The organism is Embleya sp. NPDC005971 (assembly GCF_040629175.1).
GTDB lineage: Bacteria > Actinomycetota > Actinomycetes > Streptomycetales > Streptomycetaceae > Embleya.
The window spans coordinates 1-18350 of record NZ_JBEXUX010000013.1; the positions used below are offsets into that span (position 1 = coordinate 1).

General features: G+C 69.8%; 17 protein-coding genes and 1 tRNA gene. 6 read left to right on the forward strand and 12 right to left on the reverse strand.

Annotated elements, in window-relative coordinates; translation table 11 throughout:
* Window positions 1-87: 87 nt before the first annotated feature.
* The 5 genes from ABZ374_RS13970 to ABZ374_RS13990 all read right to left on the reverse strand — a co-directional run bounded on the left by ABZ374_RS13970 (window position 88) and on the right by ABZ374_RS13990 (window position 2122).
* On the reverse strand, window positions 88-336 hold the full coding sequence (locus ABZ374_RS13970) for a hypothetical protein (RefSeq protein ID WP_360310489.1): 249 nt from the start codon (window positions 334-336) through the stop codon (window positions 88-90).
* Window positions 337-399: 63 nt separating this feature from the next.
* Window positions 400-645 (reverse strand): hypothetical protein, encoded by a 246-nt coding sequence (locus ABZ374_RS13975; RefSeq protein WP_360310491.1) that lies wholly within the window; start codon window positions 643-645, stop codon window positions 400-402.
* Entirely contained in the window at window positions 645-959 is a 315-nt protein-coding gene (locus ABZ374_RS13980; protein WP_360310493.1) for a hypothetical protein, read from the reverse strand. The genes ABZ374_RS13975 and ABZ374_RS13980 overlap by 1 nt, the downstream gene beginning before the upstream one ends.
* Before the next feature lie 165 nt (window positions 960-1124).
* On the reverse strand, window positions 1125-1313 hold the full coding sequence (locus ABZ374_RS13985; protein WP_360310495.1) for a DUF397 domain-containing protein: 189 nt from the start codon (window positions 1311-1313) through the stop codon (window positions 1125-1127).
* Window positions 1310-2122, reverse strand: a complete 813-nt coding sequence (locus tag ABZ374_RS13990; RefSeq protein ID WP_360310497.1) for a helix-turn-helix transcriptional regulator — start codon at window positions 2120-2122, stop codon at window positions 1310-1312. Before ABZ374_RS13990 ends, ABZ374_RS13985 begins: the two co-directional genes overlap by 4 nt.
* 146 nt (window positions 2123-2268) lie before the next feature.
* On the opposite strand from ABZ374_RS13990, the gene ABZ374_RS13995 reads away from it, so the two are divergent.
* Window positions 2269-2742 carry a hypothetical protein gene (locus tag ABZ374_RS13995; RefSeq protein WP_360310499.1) on the forward strand — a complete coding sequence of 158 codons (474 nt, stop codon included), beginning with the start codon at window positions 2269-2271 and terminating at the stop codon, window positions 2740-2742.
* Between the two features lie 227 nt (window positions 2743-2969).
* Window positions 2970-3188 carry a hypothetical protein gene (locus ABZ374_RS14000; RefSeq protein ID WP_360310501.1) on the forward strand — a complete coding sequence of 73 codons (219 nt, stop codon included), beginning with the start codon at window positions 2970-2972 and terminating at the stop codon, window positions 3186-3188.
* A 1-nt stretch (window position 3189) separates the two neighbouring features.
* Here ABZ374_RS14000 and ABZ374_RS14005 read toward each other — a convergent pair whose 3' ends face one another.
* From ABZ374_RS14005 to ABZ374_RS14030, 6 genes are all read right to left on the reverse strand, one after another.
* Complete coding sequence (locus tag ABZ374_RS14005; RefSeq protein WP_360310503.1) at window positions 3190-3807, reverse strand: GntR family transcriptional regulator; 618 nt, start codon at window positions 3805-3807, stop codon at window positions 3190-3192.
* Window positions 3808-4220: 413 nt separating this feature from the next.
* A tRNA-Val gene (locus tag ABZ374_RS14010) sits at window positions 4221-4294 on the reverse strand.
* Between the two features lie 64 nt (window positions 4295-4358).
* Window positions 4359-5999, reverse strand: a complete 1641-nt coding sequence (locus ABZ374_RS14015; protein ID WP_360310505.1) for a glycoside hydrolase family 31 protein — start codon at window positions 5997-5999, stop codon at window positions 4359-4361.
* 150 nt (window positions 6000-6149) lie between these two features.
* Window positions 6150-7544, reverse strand: coding sequence for a sugar ABC transporter substrate-binding protein (locus ABZ374_RS14020; protein WP_360310507.1), 1395 nt, complete (start codon window positions 7542-7544; stop codon window positions 6150-6152).
* 182 nt (window positions 7545-7726) lie between these two features.
* Window positions 7727-8557, reverse strand: coding sequence for a carbohydrate ABC transporter permease (locus ABZ374_RS14025; protein WP_360310745.1), 831 nt, complete (start codon window positions 8555-8557; stop codon window positions 7727-7729).
* 158 nt (window positions 8558-8715) lie between these two features.
* Window positions 8716-9600 (reverse strand): sugar ABC transporter permease, encoded by an 885-nt coding sequence (locus ABZ374_RS14030; protein WP_360310747.1) that lies wholly within the window; start codon window positions 9598-9600, stop codon window positions 8716-8718.
* 520 nt (window positions 9601-10120) lie between these two features.
* Between ABZ374_RS14030 and ABZ374_RS14035 the strand changes: the two genes are divergently transcribed.
* From ABZ374_RS14035 to ABZ374_RS14045, 3 genes are all read left to right on the forward strand, one after another.
* On the forward strand, window positions 10121-11110 hold the full coding sequence (locus ABZ374_RS14035) for a LacI family DNA-binding transcriptional regulator (protein WP_360310749.1): 990 nt from the start codon (window positions 10121-10123) through the stop codon (window positions 11108-11110).
* 258 nt (window positions 11111-11368) lie between these two features.
* Complete coding sequence (locus tag ABZ374_RS14040) at window positions 11369-13444, forward strand: beta-galactosidase (RefSeq protein ID WP_360310509.1); 2076 nt, start codon at window positions 11369-11371, stop codon at window positions 13442-13444.
* Window positions 13445-13567: 123 nt separating this feature from the next.
* A complete protein-coding gene (locus tag ABZ374_RS14045) occupies window positions 13568-15544 on the forward strand; it encodes a cellulase family glycosylhydrolase (RefSeq protein WP_360310511.1) in 1977 nt (658 codons plus the stop codon).
* A gap of 166 nt (window positions 15545-15710) precedes the next feature.
* Here ABZ374_RS14045 and ABZ374_RS14050 read toward each other — a convergent pair whose 3' ends face one another.
* On the reverse strand, window positions 15711-16562 hold the full coding sequence (locus ABZ374_RS14050) for a hypothetical protein (protein WP_360310513.1): 852 nt from the start codon (window positions 16560-16562) through the stop codon (window positions 15711-15713).
* Window positions 16563-17173: 611 nt separating this feature from the next.
* Between ABZ374_RS14050 and ABZ374_RS14055 the strand changes: the two genes are divergently transcribed.
* Entirely contained in the window at window positions 17174-18334 is a 1161-nt protein-coding gene (locus tag ABZ374_RS14055; protein WP_360310515.1) for a serine hydrolase domain-containing protein, read from the forward strand.
* Window positions 18335-18350 lie beyond the last annotated feature (16 nt).

Here is an 18350-nt window from a genome sequence, read left to right on the forward strand (position 1 = left end):
GGCCCGACTCGGAGGTGCGCATGTGGGACGTGGTGGCCGCGCTGATCGGCGCGGCGGGCTCGGTGGTGTCGGTGCTGGCCGCCCGCCCTACTCGGAGCCGGCCTGCCGCGCCCGGTGCAGCGCGACGGCGGCGGCCCGCGCCTCGGCCTGGAGCCGGTCCCACTCGGCCGCCCAGGCGGCATGCTCGGCGTCCCACGCCTCCCGCTCGGCCTCGTCCTCGGGCGCGGGCTCGTCGTTCCGCCAGCCCTTCGCGGAGTGGGCGGTGACCGCGGCGTGCGCAGCGTCCCAGCGGGCTTTGGCGGCGTCGAGCGTTGGGGTGTCGTGCGTGTCGTGCATCCGGCCGACGCTACCGGCCGGGTCCGACACCGGGCCGGCGGGCGAGACCGGCGGTCGGGTGGCTCATCCGACGTAGGTGATGTCCATGATGACCACGGTGCTGGTCTGGACCTGGATGGTCAGGGTGATCAGGCCGCCCGCGGTGAACTCCATGTGCCGCATCTCCTTGAGGTGTCCCGCGGCTTGGGTGCAGCCCCACGGGTCGCTCGCGAGCCGGGACTCCGCGCCGGACAGGGCGCTCTGCGCGAGCCTCGGGAGGTTCGCCGCCTGCTGGCGGGCCCTGCGGTCGTAGCTGATGGAGTACGACATCAGGTGATCCTCTCGCCGTCGGCGATGATTTCGCGGGCCCGGGCGGTCATCTCGTCGTAGCCAGCGCGGTCGCCGCAGGTGACGGCCATGCGCTGAATCTCGGTGAGGGTTTCGGTGGCCCGGGCGAGGTGGATTGCGAACTCGTCGTAGCGGTGGTTGTCCCATGCTGCGGCGGCGGCCGTGAGGGCCTGGCTGACAGTGCGCTCGTAGTCGGCGCGCAGTTCGTCGTCGACTACGGCAAGGGCCTGGTCGGTGATGCGGGCGTGGAGGCCGGTGCCGGTGATGGTGAGGTGGATGTCCGGGGTGGTGTCCATGCGGACAGCGTGGCACCGCGGCCCGGGTGATCGGTAGCCGGCGCACTCGGGTGGGTGACCGCCTCGTTGTGCGCCCCCGTGGCGGGCGACCGGTGCATCATGGTCGGGTCCGGACATGCGACCGCCCCGTCTCCAGCAGCCCTGGGGACGGGGCGGTCCGTTGTGTCAGCGGGTGGCGTCGAGGAATGCAGCCCATGCCTCGGTGCCGGTGGTGATGATCGGCGAATCGCTGAACTTGCTGTCGCGGACGCCGACCGAGCTGGTCAGCGGGGCGACCTCGACGCAGTCGCCGCCCTGATTGCCGCTGTAGGTGCTCTTCCGCCATGCACTCGCGGTGGTGTGCTCACTGCTCATAGGTCCCCTGCAATCTGCTCGATCAGCGTGATGGACTCTGCCGCCCGGAGGGCCTGCGTCTGGATCCTGCCATGTCTCTGCGCAATGACCGCAGCCTGCTCAGGATCGGACACCCAGGAGCCGCCAGCCTGACCCTCGATGTACACGAGGTCTCGCCCCTTGTGGGTGCGAATCAGGATCATCGGACCTTCCAACCCGCTGTGTTCGTCGATGTCCATGGGCATCACCTGGATCGTGATGTTGCGCATGTACGCACACTCGACGATCCGCTTCAACTGCTCGCAAAGGATCGGCTTCCCGCCCAAAGGACGACGTAGGGCGGCTTCTTCTATCACGAACCCTAGGACCGGCTGAGGCTTGCGAGTGAGGAGTTCCTGGCGCCCGATGCGGGCCGCGACGAGACGATTGACCTCTTCGTCATCCAGGGGCGGAACGCTCGCGCTGATCGCCGCATGGGCATACGCCTCGGTCTGCAGCAGACCGGGCACGGCCAGAGGGTTGTACGAATACAGGCTGACGACCTTGGTCTCCAGCTCCGCGTACTCGCGGAACTTGCCAGGGAAAAGTGGGCTGGAGAGCGGTTCGATGGCCGCGATCAGAGCACCGTTGGCCTGCAGGAGTTCATCGAGCATCCGGATGGCGTCCGGGTTGGGTACGCGGACGCCACGTTCCCACGAGTTGACAGTGTGGGGTGAGTTGCCTACGGCGTCGCCGACTTGCGAGACGGCCATGCCGAGCTGCTCGCGGAGATAGCGCAGTTGGGTACCGAAGATCTGCGTGGCAGGGTTCGCTTGTCCGTCCACTTGCATGAGCCTCCCGTGTATGGGCGTGTATGCGCGGGGCGTCGTTCTGTACGGGCTTGTACGCGACCCGCACGACCGGACGATCACGTGTACAGGCGGTGTACAGGCGTCGCTACTGGTCACGGTAGACGCTGCGCGGCAGGCTCATGGGCATGACAGCAGATCGGCACTCGATCGCGGCACCCCCGACCGGGCGACCGGAGTGGGTCCCCCGCGAGTACTCGCAACTCGTGCGCATCGGGGAGCACTTCGACGTCGTCCGTATCGCTGGCCTGCGCGGCCTGGACGTGGCGAACGCAGTGCGCGCCGTCGCGGGCGGGACTCCGGGAGCGATCGTGCACGAGCTGTACGGTCGGGAGTGGGTGCACATCTTGGTGCCGCCCGGCACTACCGCCAGCCTCCGGTGGCCGCCCGGGATCCAGGCTCTGGGGTCGGACGCGTCCCGCGAGCGGTGCATCGAGATACCGGCGCTGGACGACGACTCGTGCCTGCTGGCCTGGCACTCGCGCCCGACCGAGTCGACCCCGCTGGTCGACACCGCGCTGTGCCACACGGTCCTGGTCTACGAGTTGGCGGACGTGCTCGATCCGTCGGACTGGACCGACCGCCCGGATCCTCGCGGCTGACGAGCCGCCCCCCGGCCGCTGCGGCTCGGTACCGCTCGCGGCCTCCGGCCCGGCCCGCGCACCCCACCGCGCCGCCGGGCCGGCCACCCCGTCGCCCGACCGTTCGCGGGCGACTCGGCCCGGCGGTGATTCCACGCCGCCGGGCCCCACCCACCCTCGCCCGGCCGCAGGTACCCCCGACGGCGGCCGGGCGAGGACCACCACTCACACCCAACCCTGGAGAGGTCATGTCCAGCTCGGCCCCCTGGTCCGTCGGCGACAACCTGTGGCGCAAGGTCGCCGACGGCAACCACCACTACGGCACCGTCACCCGCGTGTGGCAGGACACCGGCGACCGGTGGATGGTCGAGTACACCCGCGGCTGGTCGCCGGAGAAGCGGGAGACGCTCATCGCGCCCGCCGACGAGATGTACGTCGGCAGCACGGCGCTCTCGCGGCCGGTGTGACCTACCCGAGCCGGACCCGCCACCGGTCCGCCGGCAGCAGCAACTCGTCGACCGCCGCGGGCCGTCCGTCCCGCGCGTACCTGACCACCCGCACCACCTGGAGGATGGACCCGATGGCCACCCCGAGCATCCCCGCCTCACCCGGTGCGGCGGCACGCGCAACCGTCTCGGCGTGCACATGCTGCCCGGGCGCCGGTCGGAGGCGGACGCTGTACCGGACGAGCGCGTGCGAGGTTCGGCCGTCGGGATCCAGGAGTTCGGTCTGCTCGCGCTCGACCCGGGCTCCGACGGAGACGTCGAGCAGGACGGCGATGTCGGCCGGTGCGGCGGCGCGTTCGAGTCGGCGGTCTCCCGTCCCGTGGGGCCAGGGTGCCGCAGCGTCGATGAGGATCCGCACAGCCGGAGGATGCGCCACGGTGAGGCGGTGGCGCTCCGATCCCTCGACAAGTCCCTCCGCACGGAGGACACGGAACGCCCGCTGGGCGGCGCCCAGGCTGACGCCGTACTGCTGGACGATCTGCGTGCGGGAGGGGACGGGAGTGCCGGGTACGAGTTCGCCGGAGACGATACGTCGGCGAAGGGCCGCAGCGACTCGTCGGTAGGACGCATCGGCTGGCACGGGTGCAGTCTGCGGCTCGGATCATTTCTGGTCCGGTACAGATCATTCGAAAGACATTTTCGAACAAACATCCGATACCCTCTTAGCTCTATCGGGTGAAGCGGCGAAACGATCTTCCAATCGCGCAATCCGCAGGCTAGGACGGACGGACACCCAAAGACGCGTCGGGGGTTCGGTTCATCGATTTGGCGCCGATGTCGGGCCCCCGGCGCTCGGCCTGCTCCTGTGTGCTCTCAAGTGCTCCTGGCTGCAAGTGGGAGAACTATGGGAGATGATCTTGTGCAATCCACAGCAGTTCACAGCACACAGCAGCACACCAGAGCAGTCACCAGGTACGACAAAGAGGCGGCTGATCTGCGGGAATCCGCAGGTCAGCCGCCTCTTATGGGCTCTGAGCTGTGCTGTCTAACCGGTGGGCACAGACAGACTCGAACTGTCGACCCCTGCTTTGTAAGAGCAGTGCTCTAACCAACTGAGCTATGCGCCCGGATGCGAGAGGACAGCCTACCGAATCCGTGGGGGTGGTTCGTGCCGTTGGGGCGTGGGGCCGGTCACCTCTGCGTGAGGTCGGGGGTGGTGGGCATGCGGCGGAACCAGGGGAGGCGGGTCAATGGGGTGTCGACGGTGATCTCGGTGGGGCCGTGGTGGGTGGTGCCGTCGTCGGCCTGCCAGGTGCCCGGGGGGATGGTGACCTTGCGGGAGTGGGCGCCCTTGGTGGTCACGGGGGCGACCAGGATCGTGTCGCCGAGCAGGAACTGGTCGGTGACGGCGGCGTAGCCCCGGCCCGGGAAGGCGTAGTCGAGGGGGCGCTGGATCGGCTCGCCGGTGTGTGCCGCGGCGCGGGCCAGGGTCAGGATCTCCGGGCCCAGCTCGGTGTGCAGGCGGGCGGCGGCCCGGCACGCGTCGAGGTGCTCCGCGTCCAGCACCCGCCACGGTGCCGCGGAGAATTGCATCATCGGGAAGAGCGCGGCGGTCTGCGCGTATCGGACGAACAGCTCGGGGTCGAAGCCTTCGCCGTCCGGGCCCGGGACGAAGCGGAACTCGCCGCCGCCAATCATGTCCGGGCAGGTGAACGCGTGGCCCGTGATCGACTGGGCGAGGGCGTTCGGGACCAGGCTCTCCAGCCCGAATCGTCCTTCCCACAGGTGGTACTTGTCCTGTTGGCGCTGGGCCAGCGGCAACCCGGCCGCCCGCCACGAATCGCGGAACTCGTTCAGCGGCCACTGCGCGCCGAATCGGTTCCACGCGTGCGTGTACGCCTCCGGGTCGGCCACACCGAGCGCCCGCCAGAACGGCGCGTCGCCCCCGTCGAACTTGAACCCGTCGATGCCGACCGACTCCTGAAGCTCCGTCAACTGCGCCCGCAGCCAGCCGGTCGCGTTCGGATCGAGCAGGTCCAACCCCGCGCTGTAGCCGTTCCACCACGCGTGCACGCCGAAGTACCCGTCCGGGCGGCGGATCAACAGCCCCTGATCGTTGAGTTGCCGGCAGGTCGGCGAGTCCGGGGTCACGTACGGCACCAGCCACAACATCACCCGGAAGCCGAGTTCGTGCAGCCGCGCGACCATGCCGGCCGGGTCCGGGAAGCGCCCCGGGTGGAAGGTCCAGGTCCCGTAGTCCTCGCTCCACCGGTCGTCGATCATCAGCACGCCGGGCGGAAATCCGTGCCGCAGCAGGTCTTCCGCGTAGGCGAGCACCTTGTCCTGGGTGGGCTCGAAGACCGTCTCGATCCACAGGTTGTACTGCGGCGCGGTAAACAACAACGGGTCCGGCAGCCCACCGGTGGCCGGGTAGTGACGCTGCATCACCTCCAGGTACGCGTCCCGCAACGTGCCCCCTGCGGCCACACCCGTATCGACGACCACATCCGCGTCCGCAGCCCCGAAGCCCTCACCGGCCTCCGCGGCCCCCGACCTCCCGGGGACCTCGATCACCGGCCGTCCCTCCCGGATCCGAAACGTGAACGGCCGTGTGCAGTGCACCCATCGGCCGTGGTCGGAAAGCAGCACCGGCATGCCCTGATTGGCCTTCACATCCCGCAGGTCGATCTCGTACCCGTCGGTGAACGGCATCCGGCGGCCGTCGGCGCTCGCTCCGCCCCACCAGCGTTCGCCGACGCGCGGCTCCAGCGCGAGCACGCCGTCCTCGATCGACCCACGATTCGCCATGACGCTCTGCTCTCCCACGTTCACCGATTCCCTCCGCGCGCCCACCAACCGGTGGCGGTGGGCCCCCCGTTCGGCCCACCGCCACCCCGACACCACCCGGCCGGGTAAGAACAATCACCGGCCGGGCGCCACGCACCACCTGCCACCTGCCACCTGCCACCTGCCGAGCAGGCGTCACTTCATGCTGAAACCCTGCTCCTTGCCGAACGAGACGATCCGCTCCTGCCAGCCGGCCAGCGCTCCCGGCAGGTCGCCACCGGGCCGATACGCCTGGCCGATGGTGTCCTTGAAGATGCTGTTCGCGTACACCTGGAAGGGCAGGTACTGCCACTCCGGCCGCACCGCGCCGGACATCTGCGCGAACACCTCGTTCGGCTTCGTACCCGGGAAGTACGGGAGGTCCGCGCCGCGGAAGCCCGGGTCGTCGAGCAGTTGTCGGGTAGCCGGGAACAGGCCGACATCGGTGTTCAGCGACTTGACCGCCTCGGGGTCGGAGTTCAACCACGTGGCGAAGGCAACCGAAGCCGCCTTGTTCTTGGCCTGCTTCGTCACCGCGACCGAGGAACCGCCGTTCTCCGCGCTGCCCGGCGCACCGTCACCGGTCGGCATCGGCGCAACGGCCCACTGACCGGCGCCCTGCGGGATGTTCTTCTGCAACACCGCGGGCGCCCACGCACCGGCCAGCCACAGCGCGTACTTGCCGGCCCCCATCGACTTCCACCACTCCTCGTTCCAACTCGGCGTGGATTCCACCGTCTTGTCCGCCAGCATCGGGCCCCACGTGGCCGCCCACTTCGCCGTGCCCGGGTCCTCCTTGAGCTTGACCGCGGCCGAGGTCTCGCCGGAGACCTGGTACGGCTTGCCGCCCTGCTGCCAGATCAGGCTGTTCGCCTGGCCCGCGTCGCCCGGGTCGAGGTAGGTGACGAAGTTCCCCGGGTCGGCCGCCTTGACCTTCTTGCCCAGTTCGGCCACCTCGGCCCAGGTCTTCGGCGGCGTCGCGCCGAGCTTGTCCAGAATGTCCTTGCGGTAGAACATCGCCATCGGGCCGGTGTCCTGCGGGACGCCGTAGATCCCGCCGGCCACGTTGACCTGCGACCAGGCGGACGCGGCGAACTTGTCCCGAAGCGACGCGGCGCCGAAGTCGGCGAGGTTGACCAATTGCTTGGTGATCGCGAACTGCGGCAGCGCGAAGTATTCGATCTGCGCCACGTCCGGGGCACCGTTGCCGGCCTTGAGCGCTGCCTGCAACTTCGTGTACTGGTCGGCCGATTGGCCCACGTTGACCAACTTGACGTGCACCTTCGGGTACTTCTTCTCGAAGAGTGCCACGGTCCTGTCGATGTTGGGCACCCAGCTCCAGAAGGTGATCTCGGCGGGCTGGTCGAGAGCCCCCGCGACCGCCGCCGGGTCGGCCTGCTTGCCGCCCTTGCCGCCCTTGTCGTCCTCGGACTTGCCGTCCGACCCGCACGCGGCGAGCGACAGGGCGAGCGCGGCGACGGTGACCGCTGCGGTCATCGAGGTCGACCCACGCAGGCCGCGGCGACCGGCGATCGACGGTTTTGCATTCATGTGTGCCCACTCCAAAGGGAATTCGCGAACTCGGGGACGTGCGAAGAAAGGAGGCATGCGAAATACAAAGGAAAGAAAAGAAGCCCTACCAAGCGCCCGACCGGGCCACCGGGCCGCCCGGCCACGTGGCCGCCAGGCCGCCCGGCCGCCCGGCCGCCCGGCCCCAGCCGCCAGGCCCGCACCTACTGCTTGACCCCACCCGCCGAAAGCCCGGACTGCCAGAACCGCTGCAGGAACAGGAACGCCACGATCAACGGCACGATCGCCAGCAGGCTGCCGGTCAGCAGGATCGGATAGATCGACGTACTGCCCGCCACGCTGCCGCCGTTGGCCTGCCCGTTCCACCGGTTGAGGCCGACCGTCAGCGGGAACCAGTTCGGGTCGTTGAGCACGATCAACGGCAGGAAGTAGTTGTTCCAGGTCGCCACGAGCGCGAACAGCAACACCGTCACGAAGCCCGGCGCGAGCAACCGCAGCGAGATGGTGAAGAAGATCCGCAACTCGCCCGCGCCGTCCATCCGGGCCGCCTCCAACATCGCGTCCGGCACCGCGTCCGCCGCGTACACCCGCATCAGGTACAGCCCGAACGGGCTGGCCAGGGACGGCAGGATGACCGCCCACGGGGTGTTCACGATGCCAACGTCGCTGAACAGCAGATACGTCGGCACCGCCAGCGCCGTACCCGGGATCGAAATCGCGCCCAGCACCAGCGCGAACATCAGCCTGCGTCCGGCGAATTCGAACTTGGCCAGCGCATACCCGCCGAGTGTGGCGATCATCGCCGCGCCACCCGCACCGACCACCGAGTACAGCAGGTTGTTCGCGAACCAGCGCAGATAGATGCCGTCTTCGTAGGTGAGGACGTCGTGGATGTTGTCGAAGAGGTTGAAGTCGTCGGCGAACCACAACCCACGCGACGACAACAGCCCCTCGTTGGACTTGGTCGCGCCGAACATCAGCCAGACCAGCGGCAGGAGCGTATAGCCGAGCATCAGCGCCATCGCGACGGTCAGCGCGGTGCTCTTGCGATTGCGTCGATCGCCGCGCCCACCCCGTCCACCACGTCCACCACGCCCGCCGCTCCCGCGATCCGGCCGCCGTCCCCGAGGACGAAGGAACCGATTGCGCGCGTCGCCGGCCGCACTCGGACGATCCGGCAGAGTCGAGGTACTCACTGCATGCGCTCCCGTCGGGCGGTGGCCAGTTGCACCAGGTACGCGACGAACACGGTCACCACACCGAGCACCACCGCGATGGCGGCCGAGTAGTTGAACTGGCGTCCGCTGAACGCGAGGTTGTAGGCGTACAGGTTCGGGGTGTAGTTGGTCGGGACCGACGCCGGGGCGAGCGCGGACAGGATGCTCGGCTCGTTGAACAGTTGGAAGCTGCCGATCACCGAGAACGTGGTGGCGAGCAGCAACGCCGGTTTCAGCGCCGGGAGTTTGATGCTCCACGCGGTCCGAAACGCACCCGCGCCATCCATCTCGGCCGCCTCGTACAGCTCTTCGGGAATCGCCCGCAGTGCCGCGTAGAGGATCATCATGTTGTAGCCCACGTAGGACCAGGTCACCACGTTGCCGATGGACGCGAGCATCCAGTCCGGGCCCAGCAGATTCGGCAGTTCGGTACCGAACAGGTCGCCCAACTCGGCGGACAGACCGAACCGGTTGCCGTACATGTAGCCCCACATCAGCGCCGCGACCACACCGGGCACCGCGTACGGCACGAAGATGCCCACCCGGAACAGGCTCGCACCACGCAACCGACCGCTGTCGATGGCCAACGCGGCGAGCAGCGACAGGGCCAACATCAGCGGTACCTGGATCGCGAAGAACAGCGCGACCCGGGCCAGTCCGGCGGAGAACAGGTGGTCGCTCAGCGCCTTCGAGTAGTTGTCGAAGCCGACGAAGACCGTGCCCCCGATCATCCGGTCCTCGTACAGGCTGAGCCGGAACGCGTAGGCGAGCGGTGCGGCGACGCCGATGACGAAGACCACCAGGAACGGGAAGAAGAAGGCGTGGCCGGTGAGGTTGCGCCGCAGGGCGCCGCGCTTCACCACGTGCCCCGGCAGCGGCACGGGACCGGGTCGACTCTCACGGAAGGTCCTCCGGGACGCTCGCGGGATTTCGGGAACAGTGGTCACGGGATTTCGGGAACGACGATCACTGGGGTTGGGAAAAGGCGACGGTCGCGGGGTTCGGGAACGACAGTCGCGGGATTCGGGAACGACGATCGCGGGGGCAGTCACCCCCGACGAATGTTTGCGCCAACATCGCGGCGCGTTTCGAGAGTGTTCCGTCAGCCTGACGACCTGTCAATAGCCATCTCTGCGGGAAGTTTCCCGCGCAAATATGGCTTTTGGCGCTTCCGTGAAGTCGATCGCGACGCGCTGTTGACCGGGAATCGTGTTTGCGCGAACATGAGCGCACCCGCCGCCCGGCACGGATGGCGTGAGTGTGCGGACGGCCCGAGCGTGCGGACGGCGTGAGTGAAAGGATCGGGGCATGGCGAAGGACGGAGAGGTGGCGAAGCCGGAATCGGGCGGGTCGTTCGAAGCACGGACCCGGCCGCCGTCCATGGCCGATGTCGCCGCGATGGCAGGGGTCTCCAGCCAGACCGTCTCGCGCGTCGCCAACCACCGCAGCAACGTGGACGAGGCGACCCGCGAGCGGGTGCTCGCCGCGATGCAGATGCTCGGCTATCGGCCGAACACGGCCGCACGGGCCCTGGCCACCGGCAAGTTCCGGATGCTCGGCGTGATCAGCTTCGGCCTGAACGCGTACGGCAACGCCCGCACCCTGGAGGCCATCGTCGCCGCCGCGCAGGACGCGGACTACTCGGTCAACGTGGTGAGCGTGCGGGCACAGACCGAAAGCGCCGTACGCGACGCCTTCGATCGACTCACCGTGCAGGCCGTGGACGGCATCATCCTGATCGAGGCACAGATCCTGGACACCCCCGCGCTACGACTGCCCTCCGGCCTGCCGGTGGTGGTGGTCGACGGCGAGGAGAGTCGGCGGCATCCCGGCGTGGACACCAACCAGGCCGAGGGCGCCCGACTGGCCACCACTCACCTGCTCGAACTCGGCCACCGCACTGTGTGGCACGTCTGCGGGCCCCAGGACTCCTACGCCGCCCGGCGGCGCGCCGAATCCTGGCATCGCACGCTCAAGGCGGCCGGTGCGCCCGTCCCGCCGCTGCTGTACGGCGATTGGAGCGCCGCCAGCGGCTACGCGGCCGGCCTCGAACTGGCCGCGAATCCGGAGGTGTCCGCGATCTTCGCGGGCAACGACCAGATGGCACTGGGCGTGGTGCGCGCACTGCACGAGGCGGGTCGCCGGGTCCCGGACGAGGTCAGCGTGGTCGGCTTCGACGATCTCGCCGAATCGGCCTGGTTCCTGCCCTCGCTCACCACCATCCACCAGGACTTCGAGGAGGTCGGCCGGCAGTGCGTGGCGCTGCTGTTCGACCAGTTCCGCACCGGTCACGCCACCGTCCACGGAGCCACGCCGGTCGCCCCGACCCTGATCGTCCGGGACAGCACCTCGGCACCCGGCGCACCCTGACGATCCGTCACCACGGCCCCGGTCCGCACCCGCACCGCGCACGGCCACGCGCGCACGCCGCTCGCCCGCGATGCGGGAGTCCGCCCGCGCGCCGTACGGCCGATTCCTGCCTGCCCACTCCGCACCACCGAAGCCCGGTGCCTCCGGCACGAGTTCGCCCCGCGCACCCCTCGTCCTCAGCACCCCCGAAGTGACCCCGAAGGAGAAGTGGCGCCGCACCGAACGACCTTCGGCTCCGGCGCGCGCCACAACGCACCGATGAACGACACCACACACCGCCCCGCCGGTCGAATGGCCGCACTGCGCGCCCGCCTCGGCGGCATCGGCTTCGGCGCCGACTACAACCCGGACCAGTGGCCCGAGGCAACGCGCGCCGAGGACCTGGCGCTGATGGCCCGGGCCGGGGTCACCGTGGTCAACCTCGCGATCTTCGCCTGGGCCCGGGTCGAACCGGCCCGCGATGCCTACGACTTCGGCTACTTCGACCGGGTGATGGACGACCTGGCCGCACACGGGATCACCGCCGACCTGGCCACGATGACCGCCGCGCCGCCGCCGTGGCTGGTCACCGAGCATCCCGAGGTGCTGCCGACGACCGCGAATGGCACGGTCCTGTCCCCCGGCGGCCGGCAACACTTCTGCCCGTCCTCGCCGGTCTTCCGCGACCGCGCCGCGCGCCTGGTCGAGGCGGTCGCCACGCACTACCGGGACCACCCGGCGCTCGGGCTGTGGCATGTCGGCAACGAATACGGGTGCCATGTCGCGGAATGCTTCTGCGACGTGTCGGCGGCCGACTTCCGGCGCTGGCTGAGCGAGCGCTACAAGAGCGTGGACGCCCTCAACGAGGCGTGGTCCACCGACTTCTGGTCGCAACGCTACGCGTCCTTCGACCAGGTGTTGCCGCCGCGCACGGCGCCGACCTACCCGAACCCCTCCCAGCAGCTCGACTTCAAGCGATTCGGCAACGACGCGCTGCTCGCGTGCTTCACCGCCGAGACCGCGATCCTGCGCCGGATCACTCCCGACGTGCCGGTCACCACGAACTTCCTGGCCGGGCTCAAGAGCGTGGACATGTACGACTGGGCGCCGGCCATGGACGTCCTGTCCCTGGACAGCTACCCCGACCCGAACTGGGCACAGGCTCACATCGGTGCTGCGATGAGCTACGACGTGATCCGCTGCGCGGGCAACGGCGAACCGTGGCTGCTCACCGAACAGGCGCCGTCCGCGGTCAACTGGCGGGCTCGCAACGCCGCCAAATCACCCGGCCGGATGCGGTTGTGGAGCTGGCAGGCGGTTGCCCAGGGGGCCGACGCGATCATGTACTTCCAGTGGCGGCAATCCCGGGGTGGGGCCGAGAAGTTCCACTCCGGGATGGTGCCGCACGCCGGACCGGAGACCCGGGTGTTCCGGGAAGTGGTGGACCTGGGCGTCGAATTGGCCCGAGTCCCGGAGCTGGTCGGCACCCGGATCCGCAATCGGGTCGCGCTGCTCACCGACTGGCACAGCTGGTGGGCCCTCGAACTCGACTCGCATCCCTCCGACGCCGTCCGGCACCTGGATCGCGCACTCGACCACTACGCACCCCTGTTCGACCTGGGCGTCGGGGTGGACGTGGTGCATCCGGGGGCCGACCTGTCCGACTACCGCCTGGTGATCGTGCCGAGCCTCTACCTGCTGTCCGCCGAACACGGCGACAAGCTCTCCCGCTTCGTCGCCGACGGCGGGTCGCTGGTCGTGTCGTTCTTCAGCGGCATCGTCGACGACTGCGACCGAGTGCATCTGGGCGGATATCCCGGTCCCCTGCGGGAGACACTGGGCGTGTCGGTGCAGGAGTTCTGGCCCGCGGACGCCGGAACGCAGTTCCCGGTACGGGGAGTTGCCGAATCGGGCGACGCACCGCCGTCGGGCACCGGGGACCTGTGGCGCGAGGACGTCACGCTCAAGGGCGCGCGGGTCGAATTGGAGTTCGCCGGCGCCGACTGGGCGGGCCGCCCCGCCGCGACCGTACACAACCACGGCGCGGGCATCGCACGCTACATCGCGACCCGCCCGGACGCCGCGACCATGCGCGGCCTGATCGCCCGAGCCTGCGCCGACGCGGGCGTCGAACCGGTACTGCCGGTGCTCCCACGCGGCGTCCAGGCCACCATCCGGGCCGGCGACGGGTACGACGTACTGGTCGTGCTCAACCACACGGACGCGGCCCACGAGATCGATCTCCCGACCGCTCGCCGGGACTTGCTCACCAACGACCGCGCGATCACCCGCCGAATCACCCTGGCACCCCAAGACGTGGCAGTCCTCGGCTCCCTCCCGACCGAACCCGAGTAACCGCCACCCCAAACCGCACCACCAACGCACCACCAACTCACCAACTCACCAACGTCAAAATCCGCGCCACCGGCGCCACCGGCACCCCTGCACATCCCTCACCCTCAACCGGAGCAGGTACCGATGCAACGCACCAGGCACCGACTTCTCACCCGCCGCCCCCCGACCCCGAAGGCCCCCGGCCTCCCCCGCGCCGGCCACCGACTCCTCACCCGTTCCGCCCTCGCCCTCACCGCCCTCACCGCCGGCCTCCTGATCGCCCCACAAGCCGGCGCCACCGCACCCACCACGCCCGCACCCACGCAGGCAGCCACCCTCGCCGCCTCCTGGACAGCCCCCCTGTCCACGAGCGGCCGCTGGATAGTCGACGCGAACGGCCAACGATTCAAGCTGCGTTCGGCCAACTGGGCCGGTGCCCAGGGCACCTGGAACGGCTCCGGCGACATCGCCAACGCCACCAACCACCACAGCGGAGAGAATGCCAACGGCATGCCGCTGGGCCTCGATCGGGCAAGCCTGCCGACGATCCTGGCGGGCTTCCACGCCGTCGGGATCAACAGCATCCGGCTGCCCTTCTCGAACGAAATGGTGCACACGACCACGACCGTCCCCGACGCGGCCGTCGCCGCCAATCCGCAACTGCGCGGCAAGACCCCACTCCAGGTGTTCGACGCGGTGGTCGCCGCGTTGACCGCCGACGGCTTCGCGGTGGTGCTGAACAACCACACCGGCACCACCCGTTGGTGCTGCGGCCTGGACGGCAACGAACGCTGGAACACGACGCGCAGCACCGCCGACTGGGTGACCGACTGGGTCACCATGGCGAACCGCTACAAGAGCAACAAGCGCGTGGTCGGCGCCGATCTGTACAACGAGGTCCGGCGCAACATCACCGACGACCCCAACTGGGGCTGGGGCAACGACAAGGACTGGCAGGCCGCGTCGCTGGAGGCGGGCAACCGGATCCTGACCGAGGCCAACCCGGACCTGCTGATCATCGTCGAAGGCATCAACTGGACCGGCATCCCGGTCGACGGCCTGCCCCACGGCCGCCCCACGCTGACTCCGGTCCGCACCCTGTCGCACACCCTGGTCGACCCGAACAAGCTGGTCTACTCGGCACACTTCTACGGGTACACCGGCCCCAACCACAGCGGCGCGTACGGCACGGGCGAAACCCACGACGCCCGCTACCAGGACCTGACGCGTGATCAACTGTTCGCCGAGATCGACCGATCGGCGCAGTACGTGACCACCGACGGGCAGCACCACACCGCTCCGGTGTGGATCAGCGAATTCGGCACCGGCGCGGAGGAGACCGATCCGGCCGCCCGTGCCTGGTTCACCAACTTCACCGACTACCTGGTGGCCCGCGACCTCGACTTCGCCTACTGGCCGCTGGTCGGCTGGAAGGGCAACGGCCAGGGCGACTCGTGGGCCCTGCTCCGCTTCGACCCGTCCGGCACCCGCAGCGGCATCGCGGACGACCCGAACGACTGGCGCGCCGCCGCCTGGACCAAGCTGACCGGCGCCGCCGGCCGTACCGGTGCGATCCCCGGATCCGCGCGCTGGAACATGCTCAACCTGGACAGCGCCGACGCCCAACCCTCGCTGCGGATGCGGACCCGACCGGACTGGGACTCCGGTGCCCGCAAGGGCGTCTGCCCCGACGGCGAGCGCATCATCGGCCTGTCGCACACCGGAAACCGCGGCCTGTGCACCACCGCCGGCGGCCCCGACCTGTCCCCGATCGGCGCGCCCTACACGGTGGTTCGCGACCAGTCCTACGTGCAGAACGACTGGGCCGCGGGCTACACCAAGCTCGAATGCCCCGCCGGCCGAATGATCACCGGCTACAGCGTGCGCGGCGCGGCCGTGTCCGCGATCCTGTGCACCCAACCCACCACGGCGCTCGGCACCCAGGCCCGCACCCTGTGGTTCGACCGAGGCGACAACCGCCCGACCGGCAACCCCGGCGGCGAGTTCGCCTCCGGCTCGTACAAGGGCCAGTGCAACGCCGACGAATACGCGGCCGGCGTCGCCTACACCGGCCGAGTCGGCTCGGCCAAGACCCCCGATGCCCTCCTCTGCAAGCGTTAGACCCGACCGACCCACCACGACCGCGCCGCCCCCACCCCGGGGGCGGCGCAGTCACACCCAGCGCAGTCACACCGACCGCAGTCACACCTGGGCAGGCACCCCCGGCACCGGCATCCGCAGTCCCGGCACCAACCCACCGGCACATCGGCCCAAGCCCCGAACACCCCTAGCGGGTCGGCGGCTGAGTCCCCGTCGGAGCCGCCGGCGGCCGCTCCGTCTGCGGCCTCCCGTAAGGCACCGTGTCGGGAAGACCCAATGTGACGGACTGGTCCTGAAATTCGGCCACCTGCTTCGACGCGGCCCGATTGACCTCCGGATCCACCCAGAGCTGCCACGTGGGCAGCAAAGCGACCTCCATCAGCCGCTCGAGCGGCAGCGGCAGCACATCCGCCGGTACGGCCGCACCGACGACCCCGCGCTCGGCCGTCTCCGTCACCGTGATCTCCACCCCGTCCGTGCGTTGCAGGCGCACCGACCGCGTCCACGGCCCCTGCACACCCGATCCCGGCTGCCCGTTCCCACCGGCCGTCGACTCGCGGCTCCCCATGGACTCCGCGCTGTATCCACCGCCACCCGGCCCGGTGAAGGGTGTACAGGTATCGAACTTGCCGACCTCGGCGCAGGCGGGGACGGAAAGCGAGGTACGCGACGTCACCTGCACCGCAAGCCGGGTCGAAGACTTGACGCCCTTCAGCATCACGCCTGCGGAAGCGCCGATCCGGCTCGTCGAATCGCCCGGTTTCGGGGTGAACGAGAGCCCCTGCGGCTCCACTGTCTTGCCGCCGAGCCATTGCACCTGCAGCAGTACCCGGGCAATCTCCTGAGCCGAGACCGGTTCCTTCCCGCCCGGCGTGGAGGGCTCCGCAACCGGCCGGGGACTCGTACTCGGCGAGGTCGAGTCGCCGCCCACCGCCGCCGGCCCCGAAGCCACCCGGCTCTTCGGCTCCCCCTCGCTCCCGCCCGCCACCACCAGGCCGGTGCCCGCCACGGCCAATACCGCCACGACGGAGGCGCCCATCCGAATCCGCCGGGCCCGCCGCATCCGCCGGCCCCGGGTGATTCCCCCCGCGACCAACCCGGCGGGGAGTACCAACTCCGACGCCGCCGTCCGCATCGCGGCCGCCAGTTCCTGCTCCTCGGTCCTCGGGGATCCCATCGGCCTGCTGTCTCCTAGACGTCTGTTCGACCACGTGTCGTGCCCCCACCCGCAGGTCGTGCCGGCAGGCGTCCCGGGCCAATCGCGCATGGACCTGCCCGGTCGTTCCCACCAGGCACGAAACTCGACCCGACCGGCGTCCCCCCGACCCCGACCGACGTCGCGCGTGTACCCACTAGATAGAACGCGCCGAACCCCCCGGGCCGTCACGCGAATACGCCCGGAACATCAAGTAGGGCTCATATTCTGGCGTTCGCACGAGGAAACCGCGCCGGCGGCTCCGGACCGATGATCGCGCGGCACGTGGGGAGTCCCCCTTCCGAGCCCTCACCCACTCCCGCCCCGGCACCCGCGCTCCCAGAAGCCCCCGAAGCCCCCTCGAAGCCCCGAAGCCCGAAGCCCCGCTCCGAAACCCTCGCTCAACCCCGAAGCATCGCCCGCACCCACGTACGTACGCACGAGAAGGTGGCCCGATGACCGACCCGGCAACCAGCCTGCACGAGCTCCTGAAGTCCCACGTCGACTCCGGACCCCTGCCGGGAGCAGTGGCCCTGGTGGCACGCCACAACCGGGTCGCGGTCCAGGCGGTCGGCTCACTCGACGCCGCCGGCACCACCCCGATGACCCGGGACACCATCTTTCGCATCGCGTCGCTCACCAAGCCCATCATCGCCGCCGCGGTGATGCTGCTGGTCGAGGACGGCCGCTTCGCGCTCGGCGATCCCGTCGGCCGGTGGCTGCCCGAGTTGGCCGCACCGTACGCGGTGCGTTCGCCGACCGGCCCGATCGAGGACGTGGTCCCGGTCACCCGACCGATCACCGTGTTCGACCTGCTCACCTTCCGCGCCGGGTACGGCTTCCCGTCCGACTTCTCACTGCCGGCGGTGGGCCCGCTGTTCACCGAGCTGACCCAGGGACCCCCGCAGCCGCAACTGGTCCCGGCCCCCGACAAATGGCTGGCCCGGCTGGCCCGGATCCCGCTCCTGTACCAGCCGGGCGAGGCGTGGCTGTACAACACCTGCTCGGACATCCTCGGTGTGCTGATCGCCCGGGTCAGCGGCCGCTCGTTGCCCGACTTCCTGGCCGATCGGCTGTTCGAGCCGCTCGGCATGGTGGACACCGGTTTCGCCGTTCCGCGCGGCCGGCTCGACCGGTTCGCGTACTGCTACCGCGGCACCTCGACCGGCGGCCTCGATCTGGTCGACCCGCCCGCCGGCCAGTGGAGCAGCCCGCCCGCGTTCCCCTCCGGTGCCGGCGGCCTGGTGTCCACCGTCGACGACTGCCACGCCTTCGCCCGACTGCTGCTCGGCGAGGGCACCGTCGACGGCCGGCAGGTGTTGACCCCCGCGTCGGTGCGCCGGATGACCACCGACCACCTGACCGCACCCCAGCGGGACGCGGCCCACCTCTTCCTGGAGGGCCAGGGCTGGGGCTTCGGTGGCTCGGTCGACGTCGCGGCCGTCGATCCCTGGAACGTCCCCGGCCGCTACGGCTGGGTGGGCGGCACCGGCACGGCGGCGCACATCGTCCCGTCCACCGGCACCGCCACCATCCTGCTCACCCAGTTCGAGATGTCCGGCCCCACCCCGCCCACCCTGATGCGCGACTTCTGGCACCTGGCGGCGGGCCTCTGATCCGGCCCGCCCGGAG